Source organism: Lactobacillus paragasseri (genome assembly GCF_003584685.1).
Taxonomy (GTDB): Bacteria; Bacillota; Bacilli; order Lactobacillales; family Lactobacillaceae; genus Lactobacillus; species Lactobacillus paragasseri.
The window spans coordinates 1,365,574-1,386,231 of sequence record NZ_AP018549.1 but is presented as its reverse complement, the minus strand read 5'-3'; the positions used below and the strand labels follow the sequence as shown (position 1 = coordinate 1,386,231).

Sequence of the window (20,658 nt, the reverse complement as noted above, 5' to 3'; positions counted from 1 at the left end):
CTTGATGGCTAAAAAGCGAAAACGCAGGACAAAAAGAAAGAGAAAGACAACTACTAAGAAGAAAAAGCAAAGTATGGAATGGGTCATCACTGGAATCGTACTTGTTTTAATAGCAGTTTTAAGTTGCGTTCATTTCGGCTTGTTTAGTCAACAACTAATTAACTTAATTCGCTTTTTTGTTGGCGATAGTCACTATTTAGCTAGTATTGTTTTAGGTTTAGTTGGTTTGGTCATGGTAATTTATAATCAGCCACCTCGTTTTGGCCTAAAAAGAGGAAGCGGATTAGGGATTTTTTATTTAGGTTTACTCCTTTGGGAAAGTTCTCGTGTTTTCAATCAAATGATGATCCATCAAGGATTTGTCAACGCCTTTTTAACATCAATTGGTGAAGAATTTTCTCGTGCTCAAATCACGACCAAAGTTGGTGGCGGCTTTATTGGAAGTATGTTTTATCAACTTATTTTTCCAATTTTAGGTACCGTAGGTTCAGAAGTAATATCTTTACTAATGATGCTGGTTGGGGTCTTGATGATCTGTAATGTCAAGTTTGCTACTTTACTATCTGGTTTTCAAAAAGGCTCACAATTAGTAATTGAGAAAAATAAAGATGCTGGAGATGCTTTAAAGAATAAATATAATGATTTAGTCGAAAAGCATGAGCAGAGTAAGCAAGAAAAATTAAATAATCGTGAAAAATTGACGGATCCGTTAGATAATCATGATGATACTTTCCCAAGTACAGCTGATTTCACGGAAGATGCACCTATTTCAAATAAAACTCAAGATCTTGAAGAAACACCTCATTTTGATCCTCCAATTGAGGTTTCTCAAGAAAATACAGCTGCGTCAGAGACAGAAGTTGGAGATAATTTAACTGATGATTTGCCAATTTCACATTCTTATGCCGAAGAAGATCAAAAGATGAAGCAGGAACTTCAGGATGTTGATCATGGTGATTTAGAGACTAAGCAACACGCTCAAACAAAAAATGCTAATTATCAGAAGCCTCCAATTAATTTGTTAGCACCGATAAAAAGCGTTGATCAGAGTCAAGATAAATCTTTAATTCAGAAAAATACTGAAGTTTTAGAATCTACTTTTAAGAGTTTTGGTGTACATGTTATTGTCAAAAAAGCAGTCTTAGGACCAACTGTTACTCGTTATGAAGTACAGCCTGCAGTGGGAGTTAAGGTAAGCAAGATTGTAAACTTAGCAGATGATCTAGCTTTAGCTTTGGCTGCTAAAGATATTCGTATTGAAGCCCCAATCCCAGGAAAGCCATTAATTGGGATTGAAGTGCCTAATCGAACTACCTCGGCTGTTTCTTTTAAAGACGTAATGCTTCATCAAGACTCAAAAGCAAAAGATATTTCACTTGATGTACCTTTAGGTAAAGACGTTGAAGGAAAAGTAATCTCGGCAGATTTACGCAAGATGCCGCACTTATTAATTGCTGGTTCTACTGGGTCTGGTAAATCAGTAGCAATTAATACAATTATTACTAGTATTTTAATGAAGTCTTACCCAGAGGATGTCAAGCTAGTTTTAATTGATCCGAAGATGGTTGAACTTTCTGTATATAATGGGATTCCTCATTTATTAATTCCAGTTGTTACAGATGCAAAGCTAGCTACAAATGCCTTACGTAAAACTGTTAAAGAAATGGAAAGACGTTATCAGCTTTTTGCAGCTGGGGGAGTTCGCAATATTACTGAATATAATCAAAAGGTAGCTGAAAATAATGCCGATAAGACTAATACAGTAATGGAAAAATTGCCTTATATTGTAGTAATTGTAGATGAATTAAGCGATTTGATGATGGTTGCTGGTCATGATGTAGAAGACGCAATTGTTCGTTTAGCACAAATGGCGCGTGCGGCTGGTATTCACATGATTTTGGCAACGCAAAGACCAAGTGTCGACGTTATTACAGGTTTAATTAAGGCAAATGTTCCATCTCGAATTTCATTTGCTGTTTCTAGTGGAGTAGATTCACGGACTATTTTAGATCAAGTTGGAGCTGAAAAGCTTTTAGGACGTGGAGATATGCTTTTCTTACCAATTGGAGCAGCTAAGCCTGAGCGTGTTCAAGGAGCATTTATTTCTGTAAATGAAGTAGAAAAAATAGTGTCGTGGGTAAAAGAGCAGCAAGAAGCGGTGTATAACGAAGACATGATTCCTTCAAAGAATGATTCTGAAAATCAAACTGATGGCGAAGATGAGCCTGAAGATGAGTTCTATGATCAAGCGGTAGCCTTAGTCAGAAAACAGCAGTCAGCAAGCGTATCGATGCTTCAGCGTCGATTTAGAATTGGTTATAATCGAGCAGCAAGAATTGTGGATGCAATGGAAGCAAAGGGAATTGTAGGACCTTCGGAAGGATCTAAACCGAGACAAGTACTTATTCCACCAGAAAAGGATGATGATCAGTAATTATGACGAATATTAGAATTGACCATAATTTAAAATTTAAAACAGCCACTTTAGGCTGTTTTTTGCGTTTGCCTTTAGATAAGAAGACATTGGCTTTGGCAAATATTTTAGCTTGTATGCAGAGCAATGCTAGTAAAAGTTTTCCGGGTATAAATATTCAGGCAAGGACTTTTTCTAATCTATATAATGCGAGTTTACAAGTTTTTCCTGAAGTATTTGGAAATCAAATTGTAGTTTTTTACACTATAAATTTTGTTGAGCCTCGTGAAATTCTTGATCCAGACTATAATTATCAAGTAGTAATGGATGCCTTTTTCAAGGTGGTAAAGGAGCCGCTTTTTGATGGTCAGTTATTAGAGCTAGCCAAAAGACAGCTTGAACAGGAAAGAAAACAATACTATGAACTACCTGCAAACTTTGCTTTGAACGGCTTTTTTAATACTTGGTATCGAAATACACCTAATTATCAAGATAGTGTTTTTGGCGATGAGAAGACATTAAAAGATGCTAGCTTAGAAGAAATTAAGTCATTTTTTAATACACTAAAAAATGCGCCTGCCTTTTGTTTGGGACAAGCACAAGATCCTGATAGTTTAACTGATTTAGTTCAAAATCGAATTGATTGGGCCGGTTATTTTGATGATTTTGTTGTGCCAACATTATCTTTAGCGACTACGGAAGATCCAGTAGAAAAAGAAGTACAATTTAAGAGTGAACAAGCGCAGCTTTTAATTGGTTATGGTTATGATCAGTCCTTGCCAGTGTATTTTAAACAATTTGGAGGTCTGTTCTTAGGAGAATATCTTGCTGGGGATGAGTCATCTAAGCTGTTTACTGAGGTCAGAAAAAAATTAGGAGCAGCGTATGCCATTGATGCAACTAATTATGTTAATAATTCACTTTTTTTAATTAGCACAGGAATTTCTAAAGAAAAGATTGCAGTTGCTTCTAAGGCAATTAAAAACGGTGTGAAGGCGGTCCAAGAAGGAAAAGTGGACAAAGATGTTTTTAATAAAGCTAAAGCTGCTTTGAAGCGTAATTATCAAATAAGTGCTGATCGACAGGATTTAATTTTAATTCAAATGCTGGCAAATGCTTTAAGAGGTCGCGACTATACTTTTGTACAACGAATTAATGATGTTGAGCAATTTAAAATAGATAAGTTAATCGACTTTAGTCAAAAATTGTACTTTAATGAAAGCTATTGTTTAAAATGAAAAAATTAGATGTAACTACCAGAGATTATAAGTCTGGATTTCGAGCAAAGGTAATTAGAAGGCCATTATTTGCACAAAAATTTATGGGAATTATTGTGGATTTTGGTGGAAGTGATCCTCAGAAGTTGTGTGGCGGAGCTCATTTTTTGGAACATAAATTATTTGCCAAAAAGAATGGTGATATATCGCAGCAATTTGAAGCAGTTGGTGTTTCTACTAATGCATTTACTACGTATAACGAAACAATGTTTTATGCTAGTTTTACTGAACATTGGCGGCAAGTGTTGCCACTGATTTTTGAATTAGTAGGAACAACGTATTTTACTAAAAGCAACGTTACAAAAGAGGCAAAGATCATTGCTCAAGAGTTAGCGATGTATCAAGACGATCCGAATTGGCAAGTAAATTATGAACTGATGCAGATGATGTTTCCTAAGACAAATTTGGCGGAGGATTTAACTGGAACCAAAGCTAGTTTAAAAAAGATGACGCCAGAAATTTTACAGGAAATTTATGATAATAATTATGTTAGTGGTCGAATGGAATTTGTCGCATGTGGTGGATTTAGCGAAAATCAAACAAGAGAAGTCCTGCGTGAAGTAGGGAAACTTGAGAGTAAATATTTAATTTCTAAAAAAGTTGCTCCTAAAAAATTAACTCTTGTAAGTCCAAAAAAACAGCATAATACCATTATTGATTCTGATCTAGCTACTTCACGCGTTGGTATAGGGATCAGGCTGCCTAACTTTGAAAAAGTTGGTCTAAAAAATAGTACTGCACAAACAATTCTTGAAATGATGCTCCAAGCTAAGTTGGGAGTAACCAGTCCCTGGTTTGAAGAAATGCAAAAGCAGGGAATTTTAAATTCTCCGATGGAGCTTCAAGTTTCTTATACTACTGAAGGAAATTTTGCTACGATTATTGGCGCTTCGAATAAGCCAGATTTATTTTTAGAAAATACCAAAAATCAGCTACTAGAAGTTCCAATATCAAAAGAGGCATTCGTATTCCAAAAGAAAGAGGTCTTGGCACAGACGATTAGAGAATTTGATGATTTAAGTACAGTTGCAATCGAAGAAGCTGAATATGGTTTAGAAAATGAAGACTTTAATACTGCAGCTCACGTAATTCAATCCTTAAGTTTTAATGAATTTTATACAGCAATTGATAATATTTTAGCTAAAAGTGATATATTTACTACAATTTTAAAAGGCAAAGAGGAAGCTGATTAAATGAAACGTGCAATAGTTTTTGGTGCAACAGGAGGAATTGGTAAGGCCATTGCAGCCCAGCTTGCTGCAAAAGGCTGGTCTTTATACATTCACTTTAATCATAGCAGTCAAGAAGCTGAAAAAATGGTGGCAGAGTTTATTGATAAATATCCAAGTCAAGAATTCTTTCCTTTAAAGTTAGATTTCTTGGCTGAAGATGAAGTAATTAAAACTACAGTCGCTAGCCTTTTACCATTAAATGCGGCTATTTTCACTCAAGGGATAACTAACTATCAATTCCTTGGTAGTCAAGAATTGACTCAAATAGAAAAAATTATGCAAATTAATTTATTAGTGCCAATAAAGATCACTTCTCTTTTAGAATCACAGCTTTTAAAAAGAAAACATGGACGTATTATCTTCATTGGCTCGGTATATGGCGGCCAAGCAGGTGCGTTAGAAAGCGTATATAGTGCCAGTAAGGGTGGTTTATCTAGCTTTGCACAAGGATATGCACGTGAAGTCGCATCAGCTCATTTGACGGTAAACGTGATTGCTCCTGGGGCAGTTGATACACCAATGAATGCAATTTTTGATGCAGAAACTTTAAATGAAGTAAAAAATGAAATTCCCGCAGGGAGATTAGCTGAACCTAGTGATATAGTTTTTTGGGTAGAAAACTTACTTGATAAACGTTCAGACTATTTGACTGGCCAAACTATTTATGTTGATGGTGGCTGGCTTGTTTAATGGTTGATTAGTTTGGTATACTCATATTTGAATTATTGCAAAAAGTTGAGAGGATATTATGGCAGATATTGGAGATAAATTACGCAGTGCTCGTAAGGCAAAGGGCATGTCAATTGAAGATGTTGAAAAAATAACAAAGATTCAGCGTAGATATCTTACAGCAATCGAAAATAATGATTTTGATCAATTGCCAGGAGATTTTTATGTTAGAGCCTTTATTAGACAATTCGCCGATGTGGTTGGTCTTAATGGTAAAGAACTATTAGCGGACTATAAATCAGAGGTTCCTGAAGCAAAGCCTGAGGAATACGTTGAAAACTCCATCGACAATAAAAGTGAGAAAATTAAAGAAACTACAAATAGTCGTAAAGGAATGTGGCGTAGTTACCTACCTCAGATTGCAACCGTAGTTGGTGTTGTTTTAGTAATTTTGGTAGTTTATATTGTTTATACTCGTTTCTTTACTGGAACTAATCAGCAATCAGCAAATCAAGCTGAGAACGTAACTGTTTCTTCTTCTCGTATTAAATCTTCAAAATCTAAAACTTCATCAAAGAAGAAATCAACTCCAAAGTCTAAGACTTCAGAAGTTAAAATTGCTAGTTTAGGTAATAATAGTTATCGTGTTAGCGGGATGAAAGATGACCGTACTTTAACTTTAGGCACCACTAAGAATGAAGTTTGGGCACAAATTTTAGTTAATGGTTCTTCAGTTTGGCAAGGAACATTAAAGGCAAACGGTAAGCATTCAGTTCAATTACCGCAGAATGTAAATAGTGTTTCTGTGCAAATGGGTAATAGCGTTTCGACTACTTTGACTTTAGCTGGTAAGAAGGTGAATGTCCATAATTCAACGAATCCTGCTTCACCAATGACTGTCAGATTTACTTTTAGTGGACAAAATAGTCAAACTACTAGTACTCAACAAAGTAGCGCAACTACTCAAAGTTCTACTACTACGAATAATGTGAATACGCAGACACAGCAAAATCAACAAGGTACTCAAAACACTCAAAACACTCAAAATACTCAAGGGCAAACGAATACCAATCAAAATAATGGAGGTCAAAGTAACCGTTAATGAATTTACCAAATAAATTAACTATGTTTAGAATTTTTATGATTCCAGTTTTTATGCTAGTTTTAATTTTTAACTGGCCGGCTGGTGGTGCAATTGTTTTAGGTGCACATATTTACTGGTCTCATGTATTAGCTGCAGTGATTTTTGCAGTGGCATCAATAACTGACTTTTTAGATGGTCATATCGCTCGTTCAAGAAATTTGGTAACCAATTTTGGAAAATTTGCTGACCCATTAGCAGACAAGATGCTAACAATGACTGCTTTTGTATTTTTAATTTCTTTAAATCTAGCACCTGCGTGGGTAGTGGCTATTATTGTTTGTCGTGAATTGGCTGTTACTGGCTTACGCTTGATTTTAGCTGAGAATAAAGGCCAAGTTTTAGCTGCCAAAATGCCAGGTAAGATTAAAACAACTACGCAAATGTTGTCCATCATTTTCTTATTGCTTGGTGACGTTTACTGCATCGGTACCATTTTATTGTATATTTGCTTAATCTTTACAATTTACTCAGGTTATGATTACTTTAAGCAAAGTGGCGATGTATTTAAAGGTGAAATTTAAAATGAAAAGAAGCAGAAATGCTTCTTTTTTTTGAAAAAAATAAAGTTAGTTTGCGTAATAAAAATTAGAGAAATATATATGAACGCTAGTTCGTATTTCTCTTGCTTTTAGGTAGTCAAACCAAGTATAATTATTATAAATGAATAAGGAGGAAGAGATTTGGCTAAAGATGATAAAAAGAAGGCCTTAGACATTGCCTTAAAGAAGATTGAAAAAGACTTTGGAAAAGGCGCAGTTATGCGTATGGGTGAAAAAGTAGACACTCAAATTTCCACTATTCCTTCCGGTTCACTAGCTTTAGATGCTGCTCTTGGAGTTGGTGGTTATCCACGTGGACGAATTATTGAAGTATATGGACCAGAAAGTTCTGGTAAAACTACAGTAGCACTTCATGCTGTTGCAGAAGTTCAAAAGCGTGGCGGAACGGCTGCATACATTGATGCTGAAAATGCTATGGATCCGGCTTATGCTGAGGCATTAGGTGTAGATATTGATTCATTAATTTTATCTCAACCAAATACTGGTGAAGAAGGATTACAAATTGCAGATACTTTGATTGCCAGTGGTGCAATTGATATTTTGGTTGTGGATTCAGTTGCTGCATTAGTACCACGAGCTGAAATTGATGGTGATATGGGAGACTCTCACGTTGGTTTACAGGCGAGATTAATGAGTCAGGCCTTGCGGAAACTTTCTGGAAATATTTCTAAGACGAAGACAATCGCCGTTTTCATTAACCAAATTCGTGAAAAAGTTGGTGTGATGTTTGGAAATCCAGAAACTACTCCTGGTGGTCGCGCTTTAAAGTTCTACTCTACTATTCGATTAGAAGTTCGTCGCGCAGAACAGATCAAGCAAGGATCCGATGTAATTGGTAACCGTGTTAAGCTAAAGGTTGTTAAGAACAAGGTTGCTCCACCATTTAAAGTGGCAGAAGTTGATATCATGTACGGTAAAGGAATTTCTCAAACTGGTGAATTAATTGATATGGCTGCTGACAAGGATATCATTAAGAAGGCTGGTTCATGGTATTCATACGGTGATGATCGAATTGGTCAGGGACGTGAGAATGCTAAGCAGTACCTTGAAGAACATCCAGATGTGTATGATGAAGTAAAAGAAAAAGTGCGTAAAGCATATGGAATTGATGCTAAAGCTATTGAAGAGCGTGAAAACCCCGAAAAAATAAAGCAGGAGAAGGAAGCAGCAGCGGTAAAAGATGATGCTTCCAATGAGAAAAGTAAAAAAAACTAGTAAACAAATACAGTTAAACCTTGGCTTTTAAAAGTCAAGGTTTTTTGTATGATTGACATCACTTCCGGATACTTTTATTATTAATAATGTGTGAAATAATTCTATAAAAAAGGCGATAGTAAAAGATATGATAAATACAATTTTAGTTCCTGTTGCTGTCGCTATTGTTTCTGTCTTAGTTGGAGGTTGTGCGGGTTATAGTCTTCGTAAGAATAAATGGGAGACTCAAGCTCAGAATGCAGCCCATGATGCAAAACACATCTTGGCAGATGCAGAAAGTAAGGCTAAAGCGGTAGAGGCTGATCTTGCTTCTCAAAAAGAAGCGATGAGAAAAGCTGCAGCTGATGCCAAAAAAGAAAAGATCTTGGAAGCACAAGAAGAAATTCATCATTATCGTGAAAGAGTAGATAATGAATTGAATGAGCGGCGACAAGAAGTTTCTAGACAAGAAAATCGCTTACTGCAACGTGAAGATGCTATTGATCATAAAGATAGTTTGCTGGATCAAAAAGATTCACAACTCACACAAAAAGAAAACCAAATTAAAAAATTGCAGGCTCAAGTTTTAGAAAAAGAAAAAAGAGCTGATCAATTAGTGACCGAGCGAGAGCAAAAGCTCTATGAAGTTGCAGAGTTAAGTCAAGAAGATGCTAAAAAGATCGTTTTAGACAAGCTTTCCGACCAACTGGTTAAAGAGAGAGCAGAAATGATTGAAGAAAGTAATCAACTTGCTAAAGCAAAAGCGGATCATTTTGCTCGTAAAGTAATTGTCGATGCAATTCAAAGTAGTGCAGCTGATACAGTTTCGGAAAAGACTGTTTCAGTAGTTAATTTACCAAATGATGATATGAAAGGTCGTATCATTGGCCGTGAAGGTAGAAATATTCGCTCATTTGAGGCTTTAACTGGTGTAGATGTGATTATTGATGATACACCGGATGTAGTAGTCCTAAGTGGTTTTGATCCAATTAGACGTGAAATTGCAAAAAGAGCATTAGAGCGTTTGATTAAGGATGGTCGAATTCACCCAGCACGGATTGAAGAAATGGTTGATCGAGCTCGTAAAGAAGTGAATGATGACATTTACGAAGCTGGAGAGAGTGCTTTAATGGAACTTGGAATTCATAAGATGCATCCAGAATTAGTAAAAATTTTGGGACGCTTAAAGTATCGTACGTCTTATGGACAAAATGTTTTGTCTCATTCTATTGAAGTAGGCAAATTAACTGGTGTGATGGCTGCTGAACTTGGTTTAGACGAAAAAATAGCGGTACGCGCAGGATTATTACACGATATTGGGAAGTCAATTGATCATGAAATTGAAGGTTCCCATGTAGAAATTGGTGTTGAACTTGCACGGAAATATCATGAACCAGATTTGGTTGTGAATGCGATTGCTGCTCACCACGATGATGTTCCTAAATTATCATTTATTGCAGAACTAGTTGTGGCCGCTGATACAATTTCTTCAGCTCGTCCGGGTGCTAGAAGCGAATCTCTAGAGAATTATATTCGTCGTTTAGAGCAACTGGAAACAATAGCTAAAGGACATATTGGCGTAAAACAAGCATATGCAATTCAAGCAGGTCGTGAGATAAGAGTGATGGTCGAACCTGATAAAATTTCAGATGCTCGAACTACTATTCTTGCTCATGATATTAGAAACCAAATTGAACAAGATATGGAATATCCTGGTAACATTAAAGTTACAGTTATTCGAGAAAAACGTGCTGTTGCAATAGCAAAATAAAGACGAATCTTAAGATTCGTCTTTTTTGTTTATTGCTTTATTGTGTTTGGATTGGGGTCTAGGTATAATGAGAAAAAGAAGTTTAAGAAAGTAGATTGTTATGTTTCAGACAATTGTAAAAATATTCTTATTAGTAATTATTACTGCTGCTATAACTCCTTTTATTAGAAAATTAGCTTTCGTATTAGGTGCAGTTGATAATCCAAATGCTCGCCGAATTAATAAAAAGCCAATGCCAACTATTGGCGGCTTAGCGATCTTTGTAGCTTTTAATATTGGAGAGTTTGTTTTGTTAAGGAAAGATTTTCCCACACATGAGCTTTTTTCAGTATTACTAGCATCTAGTGTCATTATTTTGACTGGATTGATTGACGATATTTTAGAACTAAAACCCAGACAAAAAATGTTTGGAATCTTTATAGCATCCCTAGTTGTTTACTTTTTAGCTGGAATTAAAGTTAGAGAATTAAGTTTGCCATTATTAGGTCATCTTCAACTAGGTTGGTGGAGTTTTCCTCTTACTATTTTTTGGATTTTAGCTTTAACTAATGCCGTTAATTTAATCGATGGGCTCGATGGCCTAGCTACAGGAGTTACTTTGATCTCTCTTGTAACGATGGGAATTGTCGGCTTTTTCTTCCTAAAGAGTTGGCAGCACTATGTTCCAATTATGTGTATTATGCTCGCAGCTTGTTTATTAGGATTTTTACCATATAATTTCCATCCTGCTAAGATCTTTTTAGGAGATACAGGTGCACTGTATATTGGCTTTATGATTTCGGTATTTTCTTTAAAGGGACTAAAGAATGTAACTTTTGTATCGTTATTAGTACCAATCCTTATTTTAGGTGTTCCAATTACTGATACAGTATATGCAATGATCCGCAGGAAATTGAATAAAAAGAATATTTCTCAGGCTGATAAGCACCATTTACACCATCAGTTAATGCGAATGGGACTGACACATCGTCAAACGGTTTTAGCCATTTATGGAATTTCACTTATTTTTTCTTTTGTGTCACTTCTTTCATTAGTTTCACCTAGATGGGGGATTTGGTTATTAATTTTGGGCTTGTTGTTTGCAGTTGAACTTTTTGTTGAAACTATTGGATTATTAGGTGAAAAATATAAGCCACTTTTGCATTTTTTGCAACGAACTATTAATAAAATGGAACGTGCAGATCCTGAAGTAAAGGTTAGACGATTAAATAAAAAGAATCCAGATAAAAAAGATTTACGTTGATATTAACGTAAATCTTTTTTTATTGCTCATGAAAATTAAAATCACTAACAGGAATTTCGTTGAATCTTTGATCTAGTTTATTAAATTCTACTTTTCCAGATAATAGATTAATTAAGCTGTCTTCAACTTTTTGAATTTGATCTAAGTCTAAATAAATCTGAATAGTGACATTTGTAGTATATTTTTGGCTGGCGATTGAAATTCGATTTTCTTCTAAGTAATGATTGATTTCATCTATTCGGTTATATGGAATTGAAAATTGAATTAGTTGCTGCATAACGCACTTAACAACGCCAATATTTTGCGCAGCTTCGGTTACTGAATTCGAATAAGCACGAATTAAGCCACCAGCTCCTAGCTTAATGCCGCCAAAATATCGGGTGACAACGGCTGTTACATTCTTTAACTTCATTAGTTGTAGAGCCTTTAGTTCTGGAATTCCAGCTGTTCCTGAAGGTTCACCGTTGTCACTTGCTTTAACTTGGTTATCATTTAATCCAAGAGTATAAGCATAAGTATTGTGTGTAGCATCATGATATTTTTTAGAAACTTGTTCAATAAATTCTTGAGCTTCTTCTACTGTTTCAGTCCGGGCTAAAGAACAAATAAATTTACTTTTCTTAATAATTAGCTCATGCTGCCCAGTTTTACCAATTGTTAAATAATTTAATGGTTTTGATGACAAAAAATCGCCTCCAAATGCGTAATTAACATAGGGTGATATTGATGACCGAATTAAAAGGACGCCAATGGATATCTGATCAGAATAACCATAACATAAACGGCGAAACTACAAAAGTTCCTGCAATGATAAATGGAATTTGTCAGCGATGTAACACCAAAGCAGTATCGAAATTACCAGATGGGCGACGGTATTGCCGAGAGTGTATTGGGCTAGGAAGAATAACAGAAGGGGATGAGTTAGAACGAAACGTTGAGAATGTCAATTATCCTAAAGTACTTATGCCTTTAAGCTGGAGTGGCACGCTAACTGAACAGCAAGAATTGATCTCCAAGGAATTAGTGAATTCTTTTAAAGATAGGCGTAATCATCTGATTCATGCAGTAACTGGGGCTGGTAAGACTGAAATGCTATTTAAGGTAGTAGAAGAAGTTTTAAAAGGCGGTTTTCGAATAGCAATTGCTACTCCAAGAATTGACGTAGTTGATGAATTGTTTCCACGTTTTCAAGCGGCTTTTGAAAAAGTAGAAATTGGCAAATACCATGGACGTGAACATCATGAGATAAGTGATGAACAATTTGTTATTTGTACAACGCACCAACTTTTAAAGTTTTATCATGCGTTTGACTTAATTGTAATTGATGAGGTAGATTCTTTTCCTTTTTATGAAAATAAGATGTTGCATTTTGCGGCAGAAAACGCGGTAAAGGAAGCAGGCTGCACTTTTTTTCTAACAGCAACGCCAGATTCAAAGTTATTAAGGCAAGCGAAAAATAAAACAATAAATTATTCTTTACTTAAGAGGCGATTTCATCAAGGTTTGTTACCAGTCCCCAAAGAAAAATATTTTTTTAAGTCTTTTATTTCAAATAAGGGAAAAGTTCATCCGGTTTTGATTAAACAAATTAAGCAAATTCTTGATATGAAAAAGCCACTTTTAATATTTGTTCCTCGAATTAAAGAATTACCGGCTTATGAAGAATATATAAGCTCGATTTTTAAAGCAAGTAAGATTATTAGTGTGTATGCAGGTGATAAGGATCGACAGGCAAAAGTTGCTAGCTTTCGCAAGCGAGAGATAGATATTTTACTGACGACAACAATTTTAGAACGAGGGGTAACTTTTAAGCATGTTCAAGTAATTGTGCTTGCTGCCGATGATCCAATTTATAATACGCCAAGCTTAGTTCAGATTGCAGGAAGAGTTGGGAGAAGTGCTGATGATCGAGATGGATTAGTTTTGTTTTGTTATCACAAATATACTAAAAGTATCCGAGAAGCAATGAGACAGATTAGGATGATGAATAGATGAGTAAATGTCTACTGTGTAAGTCTAATTTTAAGAGACAAATTAATTACGAAATAATTTTTTCATTTGTTAAATCTAAAGAAAAGTATGCCTGTTCTGATTGTTTACAAAAGTTTGTCAAAAAGAAAGGCATCGTATGTTCAGGCTGCAACAAAGAAATAAATAAAAAAGGATTGTGCTCTGATTGTATTAAATGGCAGCAAAAATACGCAGGCAATATATTAGACAATAAAGCCATATATCAATATAATGAAGCTTTTCATGACTTGATGGTGCAGTATAAACGCTATGGCGACTACGTTTTGAGCTATGTACTAGCTGAATTAGTTAATTCTTTGCCAAAAGCAGATTATTATGTCCCGATTCCTAGTTCTCCCAGCCATTTACGAAAAAGAGGATTTGAAACAATTGCTTCTATTTATCAAAAATTTGTCCCTTTAACAGATTTATTGGTTAAGGCGGAGACTGAAAAAGCCCAAGGTGAAAAAAATAGACAAGAGCGGTTGCTAACTAAGCAGACATTTTCAGCAATTAGAAACAAGAATGTCCGAGGAAAAATTTTGTTGTTAGACGATATTTATACAACGGGACGGACCTTATATCATGCTCGGGATGCGGTATTAGAAGCTTATCCTAATTGTAAAATAAATAGTTTTACAATTAGTAGATAAATGATTAGTAAAACCGCTTACAATTTGCTATACTAGATGTGTAAAGAAAAACGTCATAAGACGTTGGAAGGAGAATCTACAATGTTAAAATACAATGTTCGTGGAGAAAATATCGAAGTTTCTGATGCCTTAAGAGATTATGTTCAAAAGAGATTGGATAAGCTCGAAAAGTACTTCGAAATTAATTCCGATGTAATTGCTCATATCAATTTAAAAGTTTATCCAGATCACACTGCTAAAGTTGAAGTGACAATTCCGCTTCCATACTTAGTTTTACGTGCTGAAGATACAACTGATGATATGTACAAGAGCATTGATTTCGTTTCTGAAAAATTAGAGCGTCAAATTAGAAAATACAAGACTCGTATTAATAGAAAGAGCCGTGAAAAGGGATTGAAAGACTTCTTCTATGAAGACTTAGAAGAAGAAAAGAAGACACCTAAGGAATTTGATATTGTTCGTAATAAGCACTTAGATTTGAAACCAATGAACGCAGAAGAAGCAGTTTTGCAAATGGATTTATTGGGTCATGACTTCTTTGTTTTTGAAGATGCAGATACTAATGGTACAAGTATTGTATATCGCAGAAATGATGGTCGTTACGGTTTAATTGAAACTAACGAATAATTAAAACAATTTTATTAATTGATAGTCTCTTAAGTAATGAATTAGCTTAAGAGGCTTTTTCTTGCAATAGTAGGTTTCTCATTTTTCCAAATTAATGTTAAAATTACATAGTATTATTTTAGATTTGTGCACAAAATTTAAACTTAAGGACCGATTAAATGGCTAATATTCTTAAAAAAATTTATGACAATGACAGAAGAGAATTAAAAAAATTTGAAAAATTAGCAACTAAGGTAGAATCTTTAGCAGACGAATATGAAAAATTGTCTGATGAACAATTACAAGCAAAAACGCCCGAATTTCGCAAACGTTTAGAAAAGGGCGAGACGTTAGACGATCTTTTGCCAGAAGCTTTTGCGACAGCACGTGAAGGAGCTAAGAGAGTTTTAGGATTATATCCTTTCCGCGTTCAGATCATTGGTGGTATTGCACTTCATTACGGGAATATCGCAGAAATGATGACTGGTGAAGGTAAGACCTTAACAGCTACTCTACCTGTTTATTTAAATGCTTTAACAGGAAAAGGCGTTCATGTTGTAACAGTTAACGAGTACTTATCAAGCCGTGACGAAAGTGAAATGGGTCAACTATATAAGTGGCTTGGCTTGACTGTGGGTTTGAACCTTAATTCTATGTCTGCTGATGAAAAGCGAGACGCTTATAACTGCGACGTTACCTACTCCACTAACTCTGAGTTAGGATTTGATTATTTAAGAGATAACATGGTTGTCTACAAGGATCAAATGGTGCAACGTCCACTTAACTATGCAATTATCGATGAGGTTGACTCAATTTTAATCGATGAAGCTAGAACACCTTTAATTATTTCTGGACAAGCAGAGCAGGCTAATAGTGAATATATTCGTGCAGACCGCTTTGTTAAGACTTTAACTGAAGATAAAAGTGATGATGATGCGGATGACGATGAAGATCACGGTGATTACAAGATTGATTGGCCAACTAAAACTATTAATTTGACCAACCAAGGAATTAAAAAAGCTTGTGAACATTTCGGCTTAAGGAACTTATATGATATTGATAATCAGGTTTTAGTTCACCACATTGACCAAGCGTTGAGAGCTAACTACATTATGTTGAAAGATATTGACTATGTAGTTCAAAATGGCGAAGTTATGATTGTTGACTCCTTTACTGGACGTGTAATGGAAGGACGTCGCTATTCTGATGGACTTCACCAAGCAATCGAAGCTAAAGAAGGAGTTAAGATTCAAGAAGAATCAAAAACGCAAGCAACCATTACTTACCAGAACTTCTTTAGAATGTACAAAAAACTTGCTGGTATGACTGGTACGGCTAAAACAGAGGAAGAAGAATTCCGTGAAATTTACAACATGGAAGTAATTACTATTCCAACTAACCGACCAATTGCTCGTAAAGATTTGCCTGACATCCTATATCCAACTTTAGATTCTAAATTTGAAGCTGTAGTAAAAGAAATTAAGGAACGTCATGCTAAAGGACAGCCTGTCTTGGTTGGTACTGTGGCAATTGAAAGTTCTGAGCGTTTAAGTAAGATGCTTGATCAAGCTGGTATTCCGCATGCTGTTTTGAATGCCAAGAACCATGCTAAAGAAGCAGAAATTATTATGAATGCTGGTCAAAGAGGAGCAGTAACTATTGCTACTAACATGGCCGGTCGTGGTACAGATATCAAGTTAGGGCCTGGTGTAAAAGAGTTAGGTGGCTTGGCAGTTATTGGTACTGAACGTCATGAATCTCGTCGTATTGATAATCAGCTACGTGGTAGATCTGGTCGTCAAGGAGATCCTGGTGTAACAAGATTTTATCTTTCTCTAGAAGACGATTTGATGAAGCGTTTTGGTGGGGACCGTGTAAAATTATTCCTTGATCGAATCTCTGATAATGATGATGATAAAGTAATTGAATCACGGATGATCACTAAGCAGGTTGAATCAGCTCAAAAACGTGTTGAAGGTAACAACTACGATACTCGTAAGCAGACCTTGCAGTATGATGATGTTATGCGTACTCAACGTGAAATTATCTATGGGGAAAGAATGCAGGTTATTTCTGAAGAAAAATCATTAAAACCTGTGCTGATGCCAATGATTAAACGAACTATCGATCATCAAGTTGATATGTATACGCAAGGCGATAAAAAGGACTGGCGCAACGATCAATTAAGGGACTTTATTTCATCTGCTATTACTGATGAAGAAACTACTAAGAAACTTAATATTAAGCACTTAAGTGCTGAAGAACTTAAAAAGCGTCTTTACAAGATTGCCGAAGATAATTACGCCGAAAAAGAAAAACAACTGGCTGATCCTGAGCAAATGCTAGAATTTGAAAAAGTTGTTATCTTGCGTGTCGTAGATGAACGCTGGACTGATCATATTGATGCGATGGATCAACTACGTCAATCTATTAGTTTGAGAGGATATGGACAACTTAATCCATTAGTTGAATATCAAGAAGCAGGCTATAGAATGTTTGAAGAAATGATCAGTGATATCGAATTTGATGCCACCCGTCTATTCATGAAGGCTCAAATACGACAAAACATTAGTCGATAAAACAAAGGGAGGCAGATAATGTCTCTCTTTTTTGCTATTATTAAAGTAAAAGTGATTTAGATGATGTGAGGAATATAAAAATGGAGATTAGTGAAATTCAAGCAAAACTAAATGAATTAAATCCTAAGTTAGAACATTTTAGGAGGTCTCTTTGACTTTGATTCATTAAACGAGGGGATTGCAATCAATGAGCAGAAAATGGCGGAACCCGGTTTTTGGGATGATCAAGAACAAGCACAAAGTTTAATTAATGAAACTAATCGGATGAAAGAAAAGAGCGAAAATTTCAAGCAACTTGAAGAAAAGTTTGAAGATGCTCAAACAGCCTTAGAATTGCTTAAAACTGATCCAGATCCTGAGTTAAGTGAAGAATTAGCTAAAGAGATGTTTTCATTATCACAAAGTTTTCATGATTATGAATTATCATTATTGTTATCAGATAAATATGACCAACATAATGCTCTGATGGAAATCCATCCTGGTGCAGGTGGCACAGAGGCCATGGATTGGGCTGATATGCTTTTAAGAATGTATCAACGCTATGCAGCTAATCATGATTTGAAATTTGAAATTGAAGATTATGAGCCTGGTGAGGAAGCGGGAGTTAAAAGTGTAAGTGTCAGAATTCAAGGTAAGAATGCTTTTGGCTTACTTAAGTCAGAAAATGGCGTCCACCGGCTAGTCAGAATTTCTCCTTTTGATTCCGCTAAAAGACGCCATACCTCTTTTGCTTCGGTTGAGGTTATACCCGAGATTGATCAGAGCATTGAGGTTGATATTAATCCAGATGATTTAAGAATTGATGTTTATCGTTCAAGCGGTGCAGGTGGTCAGCATATTAACAAGACTTCAAGTGCTGTTAGAATCACTCACTTGCCTACTGGAATTGTTACATCATCACAAGCTCAACGTTCTCAATTACAAAATCGAGAAACTGCAATGAATATGCTGCGTGCTAAATTGTTCCAGCTGGAAGAGGAAAAGAAAAAGAAGCAAACAGAAGAACTCAAAGGCAATCAAAAAGAAATCGGTTTTGGCTCTCAAATTCGTTCATATGTCTTCCATCCCTATAATATGGTGAAAGATCATCGAACTAATTTTGAAACAAGTGACGTGAATGGCGTAATGGATGGAAAATTAGATAATTTTATTTATGCTTATTTACAGTGGCTTTTAAGTCAAAAAAATCCAAACTAAATGTTAAGGAAAAAAGCTTATGGGATTTGTAACTATTTTAATATTAGTATTAGCTGCATTAGTTATTTTAAGTATCTTATTTTCCGTGTTTAAGTTCTTTATTGGACTTTTACCGGCCGCATTAATTGTTGCCTTGATAATTTGGTTGATAGCTAAGTTTTCAGGTAATAAGAAAGATTCAACTGATTCTGGTATTCATAATCCAGTGCAGCCAACTAGCAATAATCAAAAGCGAAAGAAAGCACGAGATGTTTCAGTCAAAGATGTAGAAGATAAAGAGGACAACAAAAATGGTTGAAGCAGTTAAAGTTAGCGAATTAGTAAAAGATGTACCTTCACTTAAGATTATTGAAGGAAAAGAATATTTAAGTCAAAAGTTAATTGATACTTCAGATATTTCGCGACCAGGGTTAGAATTAACAGGATATTTTGACTTTTATCCTAAAAATCGAATTCAACTTTTAGGAAGAACCGAAATTTCTTATAGTGCACGTTTAGACCATGATTTACGCGAGCGGGTTTTTAATAAGATGGCTACTCCTGAGACCCCTTGTTTTATTGTGTCTCGTGGTTTACCAATTCCTTCCGAAATGCTTGAGGCTGCTGAGAAAGAGAATATCCCTGTTTTTTCTAGCAATATGGCTACAACGCATTTATCAAGTGTGATTACTCAGTTTTTAGATGAAAAATTAGCGTCAAGAAAGAGTATTCACGGTGTTTTAGTAGAAATCTACGGAATGGGTGTCTTAATTATTGGAAATTCTGGTGTTGGTAAGTCAGAAACTGCCTTAGACTTAGTTAAAAGAGGACACCGTTTAATTGCGGATGATCGAGTTGATGTTTACCAAAAAGATGATAAGACTGTAGTTGGGGAAGCTCCCAAAATTTTGAAGCACTTAATGGAAATTCGAGGAATTGGAATTATTGATGTGATGAATCTTTTTGGTGCTGGCGCGGTTAAGGATAGTACTGAAATACAATTAATAATTTGCTTGCAAAATTGGGATCCTAAGGCTAACTATGATCGTTTGGGATTCAATGAAAAGACACGTGAGATTTTTGAAGTAGACGTTCCTCAAGTAACGGTTCCTGTTAAAGTTGGACGAAACTTAGCAATTATTATTGAAGTTGCTGCGATGAACTTTAGAGCTAAGAAGATGGGATATGACGCAAGCCAAAAATTTGAACAAAATCTTACTGAATTAATCTCAGATAATTCTAAAAAAGACGAAGGTGAAAGCAAGAAATGAGTTTAGCTTTAAATCCGGTGGCTTTTGATTTGGGACCAATTCAGGTTAAGTGGTATGGCATTTTAATGGCTACTGGTGTTTTGGTTGCCACTTTAATGGCAATTAATGAAGGAAAAAAAAGACAAATTATGCCTGATGACTTCATTGATTTCCTTCTTTGGGCAGTTCCAATTGGTTTTATTGGTGCTCGAATCTATTATGTAGTTTTTGAATGGGGATATTTTTCGCAACATCCTGATCAAATAATTGCTATTTGGAATGGTGGAATTGCTATTTATGGCGGTTTGATAGCTGGCTTAATAGTGTTATTAGTTTTTTGTCATCAAAGAATGCTTCCTCCGTTTTTGATGCTTGATATTATTGCTCCTGGCGTGATGGCTGCTCAAGTAATTGCACGGTGGGGCAATTTTATGAATCAGGAAGCACATGGCGCTAAAACGACCTTATCATTTTTAGAAAGTTTACATTTACCGCACTTCATTATTCAACAAATGTATATTAATGGTTCATATTATCAACCAACTTATTTATATGAATCGGCTTTAAATTTGATTGGTTTAATTTTAATTTTGAGTTTAAGGCATAAAAAACATTTGTTTAAGCGGGGGGAAATCTTTTTAAGTTATGTAATTTGGTATTCTGCTGTCCGATTCTTTGTTGAAGGAATGAGAACGGATAGTTTATATATCGCTAATACGATTCGAGTTTCACAGGCATTAAGCTTGATTTTGTTCTTTGGGGCGATTATTCTTTGGATTTATCGTCGAAAGGTTATAAAGCCGAAGTGGTATTTAGCTGGTAGCGGATTAAAATACCCGTATAATAGAGATTGAAAGAAATATTTTTTATAGAAAGTTTGA

General features: G+C 35.3%; 18 protein-coding genes. 17 read left to right on the top strand and 1 reads right to left on the bottom strand.

Annotated features, from left to right (window positions below; all coding sequences use genetic code 11):
- The first annotated feature begins 4 nt into the window (after positions 1-4).
- The 9 genes from LpgJCM5343_RS06720 (at position 5) to LpgJCM5343_RS06680 (ending at position 11,503) form a co-directional block, all read left to right on the top strand.
- Entirely contained in the window at positions 5-2,434 is a 2,430-nt protein-coding gene (locus tag LpgJCM5343_RS06720; protein WP_101890836.1) for an FtsK/SpoIIIE family DNA translocase, read from the top strand.
- Between the two features lie 2 nt (positions 2,435-2,436).
- Positions 2,437-3,651 carry a M16 family metallopeptidase gene (locus LpgJCM5343_RS06715; protein WP_039156050.1) on the top strand — a complete coding sequence of 405 codons (1,215 nt, stop codon included), beginning with the start codon at positions 2,437-2,439 and terminating at the stop codon, positions 3,649-3,651.
- The gene (locus LpgJCM5343_RS06710; protein WP_101890835.1) at positions 3,648-4,883 is read left to right on the top strand and encodes a M16 family metallopeptidase; all 1,236 of its coding nucleotides are present in this window, start codon (positions 3,648-3,650) and stop codon (positions 4,881-4,883) included. The genes LpgJCM5343_RS06715 and LpgJCM5343_RS06710 overlap by 4 nt, the downstream gene beginning before the upstream one ends.
- The gene (ymfI, locus tag LpgJCM5343_RS06705; RefSeq protein ID WP_101890834.1) at positions 4,884-5,612 is read left to right on the top strand and encodes an elongation factor P 5-aminopentanone reductase; all 729 of its coding nucleotides are present in this window, start codon (positions 4,884-4,886) and stop codon (positions 5,610-5,612) included.
- Between the two features lie 58 nt (positions 5,613-5,670).
- Positions 5,671-6,693 carry a helix-turn-helix domain-containing protein gene (locus LpgJCM5343_RS06700; protein WP_101890833.1) on the top strand — a complete coding sequence of 341 codons (1,023 nt, stop codon included), beginning with the start codon at positions 5,671-5,673 and terminating at the stop codon, positions 6,691-6,693.
- A complete protein-coding gene (gene pgsA / locus LpgJCM5343_RS06695) occupies positions 6,693-7,256 on the top strand; it encodes a CDP-diacylglycerol--glycerol-3-phosphate 3-phosphatidyltransferase (protein ID WP_003648425.1) in 564 nt (187 codons plus the stop codon). Before LpgJCM5343_RS06700 ends, pgsA begins: the two co-directional genes overlap by 1 nt.
- Positions 7,257-7,415: 159 nt before the next feature.
- A complete protein-coding gene (gene recA, locus LpgJCM5343_RS06690; protein ID WP_048685210.1) occupies positions 7,416-8,510 on the top strand; it encodes a recombinase RecA in 1,095 nt (364 codons plus the stop codon).
- A gap of 127 nt (positions 8,511-8,637) precedes the next feature.
- Positions 8,638-10,260: a ribonuclease Y gene (gene rny, locus LpgJCM5343_RS06685; RefSeq protein ID WP_003648427.1), complete on the top strand. Its 1,623-nt coding sequence runs from the start codon at positions 8,638-8,640 to the stop codon at positions 10,258-10,260.
- A 100-nt stretch (positions 10,261-10,360) separates the two neighbouring features.
- Positions 10,361-11,503: a glycosyltransferase family 4 protein gene (locus tag LpgJCM5343_RS06680; RefSeq protein ID WP_020806705.1), complete on the top strand. Its 1,143-nt coding sequence runs from the start codon at positions 10,361-10,363 to the stop codon at positions 11,501-11,503.
- Positions 11,504-11,522: 19 nt separating this feature from the next.
- Here the strand turns inward: LpgJCM5343_RS06680 and LpgJCM5343_RS06675 are convergent, their stop codons facing one another.
- Positions 11,523-12,188, bottom strand: a complete 666-nt coding sequence (locus LpgJCM5343_RS06675) for a YigZ family protein (protein ID WP_101890832.1) — start codon at positions 12,186-12,188, stop codon at positions 11,523-11,525.
- A 41-nt stretch (positions 12,189-12,229) separates the two neighbouring features.
- On the opposite strand from LpgJCM5343_RS06675, the gene LpgJCM5343_RS06670 reads away from it, so the two are divergent.
- From LpgJCM5343_RS06670 to lgt, 8 genes are all read left to right on the top strand, one after another.
- The gene (locus LpgJCM5343_RS06670; RefSeq protein ID WP_101890831.1) at positions 12,230-13,498 is read left to right on the top strand and encodes a DEAD/DEAH box helicase family protein; all 1,269 of its coding nucleotides are present in this window, start codon (positions 12,230-12,232) and stop codon (positions 13,496-13,498) included.
- Positions 13,495-14,166 (top strand): ComF family protein, encoded by a 672-nt coding sequence (locus LpgJCM5343_RS06665; RefSeq protein WP_077958746.1) that lies wholly within the window; start codon positions 13,495-13,497, stop codon positions 14,164-14,166. The genes LpgJCM5343_RS06670 and LpgJCM5343_RS06665 overlap by 4 nt, the downstream gene beginning before the upstream one ends.
- A gap of 81 nt (positions 14,167-14,247) precedes the next feature.
- Positions 14,248-14,793: a ribosome hibernation-promoting factor, HPF/YfiA family gene (gene hpf, locus LpgJCM5343_RS06660; protein ID WP_101890830.1), complete on the top strand. Its 546-nt coding sequence runs from the start codon at positions 14,248-14,250 to the stop codon at positions 14,791-14,793.
- Between the two features lie 158 nt (positions 14,794-14,951).
- Positions 14,952-17,351 (top strand): preprotein translocase subunit SecA, encoded by a 2,400-nt coding sequence (secA, locus tag LpgJCM5343_RS06655; protein WP_003648434.1) that lies wholly within the window; start codon positions 14,952-14,954, stop codon positions 17,349-17,351.
- 80 nt (positions 17,352-17,431) lie between these two features.
- A protein-coding gene (gene prfB / locus LpgJCM5343_RS06650; protein WP_113532452.1) for a peptide chain release factor 2 occupies positions 17,432-18,548 on the top strand; the annotation gives its coding sequence in 2 pieces (ribosomal slippage) (positions 17,432-17,503 and positions 17,505-18,548; 1,116 coding nt in all).
- 19 nt (positions 18,549-18,567) lie between these two features.
- Positions 18,568-18,846 (top strand): hypothetical protein, encoded by a 279-nt coding sequence (locus tag LpgJCM5343_RS06645; RefSeq protein WP_003648437.1) that lies wholly within the window; start codon positions 18,568-18,570, stop codon positions 18,844-18,846.
- Positions 18,839-19,798 (top strand): HPr(Ser) kinase/phosphatase, encoded by a 960-nt coding sequence (hprK, locus tag LpgJCM5343_RS06640; RefSeq protein ID WP_020806699.1) that lies wholly within the window; start codon positions 18,839-18,841, stop codon positions 19,796-19,798. The genes LpgJCM5343_RS06645 and hprK overlap by 8 nt, the downstream gene beginning before the upstream one ends.
- Entirely contained in the window at positions 19,795-20,631 is an 837-nt protein-coding gene (gene lgt / locus LpgJCM5343_RS06635; protein ID WP_077958747.1) for a prolipoprotein diacylglyceryl transferase, read from the top strand. The genes hprK and lgt overlap by 4 nt, the downstream gene beginning before the upstream one ends.
- Positions 20,632-20,658: the final 27 nt, after the last annotated feature.

Bases quoted from the DNA above. Each gene is read 5' to 3' on its own strand.
- hprK (WP_020806699.1), top strand. From the start codon at position 18,839: ATGGTTGAAGCAGTTAAAGTTAGCGAATTAGTAAAAGATGTACCTTCA.
- ymfI (WP_101890834.1), top strand. From the start codon at position 4,884: ATGAAACGTGCAATAGTTTTTGGTGCAACAGGAGGAATTGGTAAGGCC.
- LpgJCM5343_RS06645 (WP_003648437.1), top strand. From the start codon at position 18,568: ATGGGATTTGTAACTATTTTAATATTAGTATTAGCTGCATTAGTTATT.
- LpgJCM5343_RS06670 (WP_101890831.1), top strand. From the start codon at position 12,230: ATGACCGAATTAAAAGGACGCCAATGGATATCTGATCAGAATAACCAT.
- hpf (WP_101890830.1), top strand. From the start codon at position 14,248: ATGTTAAAATACAATGTTCGTGGAGAAAATATCGAAGTTTCTGATGCC.
- LpgJCM5343_RS06715 (WP_039156050.1), top strand. From the start codon at position 2,437: ATGACGAATATTAGAATTGACCATAATTTAAAATTTAAAACAGCCACT.
- rny (WP_003648427.1), top strand. From the start codon at position 8,638: ATGATAAATACAATTTTAGTTCCTGTTGCTGTCGCTATTGTTTCTGTC.
- LpgJCM5343_RS06665 (WP_077958746.1), top strand. From the start codon at position 13,495: ATGAGTAAATGTCTACTGTGTAAGTCTAATTTTAAGAGACAAATTAAT.
- LpgJCM5343_RS06710 (WP_101890835.1), top strand. From the start codon at position 3,648: ATGAAAAAATTAGATGTAACTACCAGAGATTATAAGTCTGGATTTCGA.
- secA (WP_003648434.1), top strand. From the start codon at position 14,952: ATGGCTAATATTCTTAAAAAAATTTATGACAATGACAGAAGAGAATTA.
- lgt (WP_077958747.1), top strand. From the start codon at position 19,795: ATGAGTTTAGCTTTAAATCCGGTGGCTTTTGATTTGGGACCAATTCAG.
- LpgJCM5343_RS06680 (WP_020806705.1), top strand. From the start codon at position 10,361: ATGTTTCAGACAATTGTAAAAATATTCTTATTAGTAATTATTACTGCT.
- pgsA (WP_003648425.1), top strand. From the start codon at position 6,693: ATGAATTTACCAAATAAATTAACTATGTTTAGAATTTTTATGATTCCA.
- LpgJCM5343_RS06700 (WP_101890833.1), top strand. From the start codon at position 5,671: ATGGCAGATATTGGAGATAAATTACGCAGTGCTCGTAAGGCAAAGGGC.
- LpgJCM5343_RS06720 (WP_101890836.1), top strand. From the start codon at position 5: ATGGCTAAAAAGCGAAAACGCAGGACAAAAAGAAAGAGAAAGACAACT.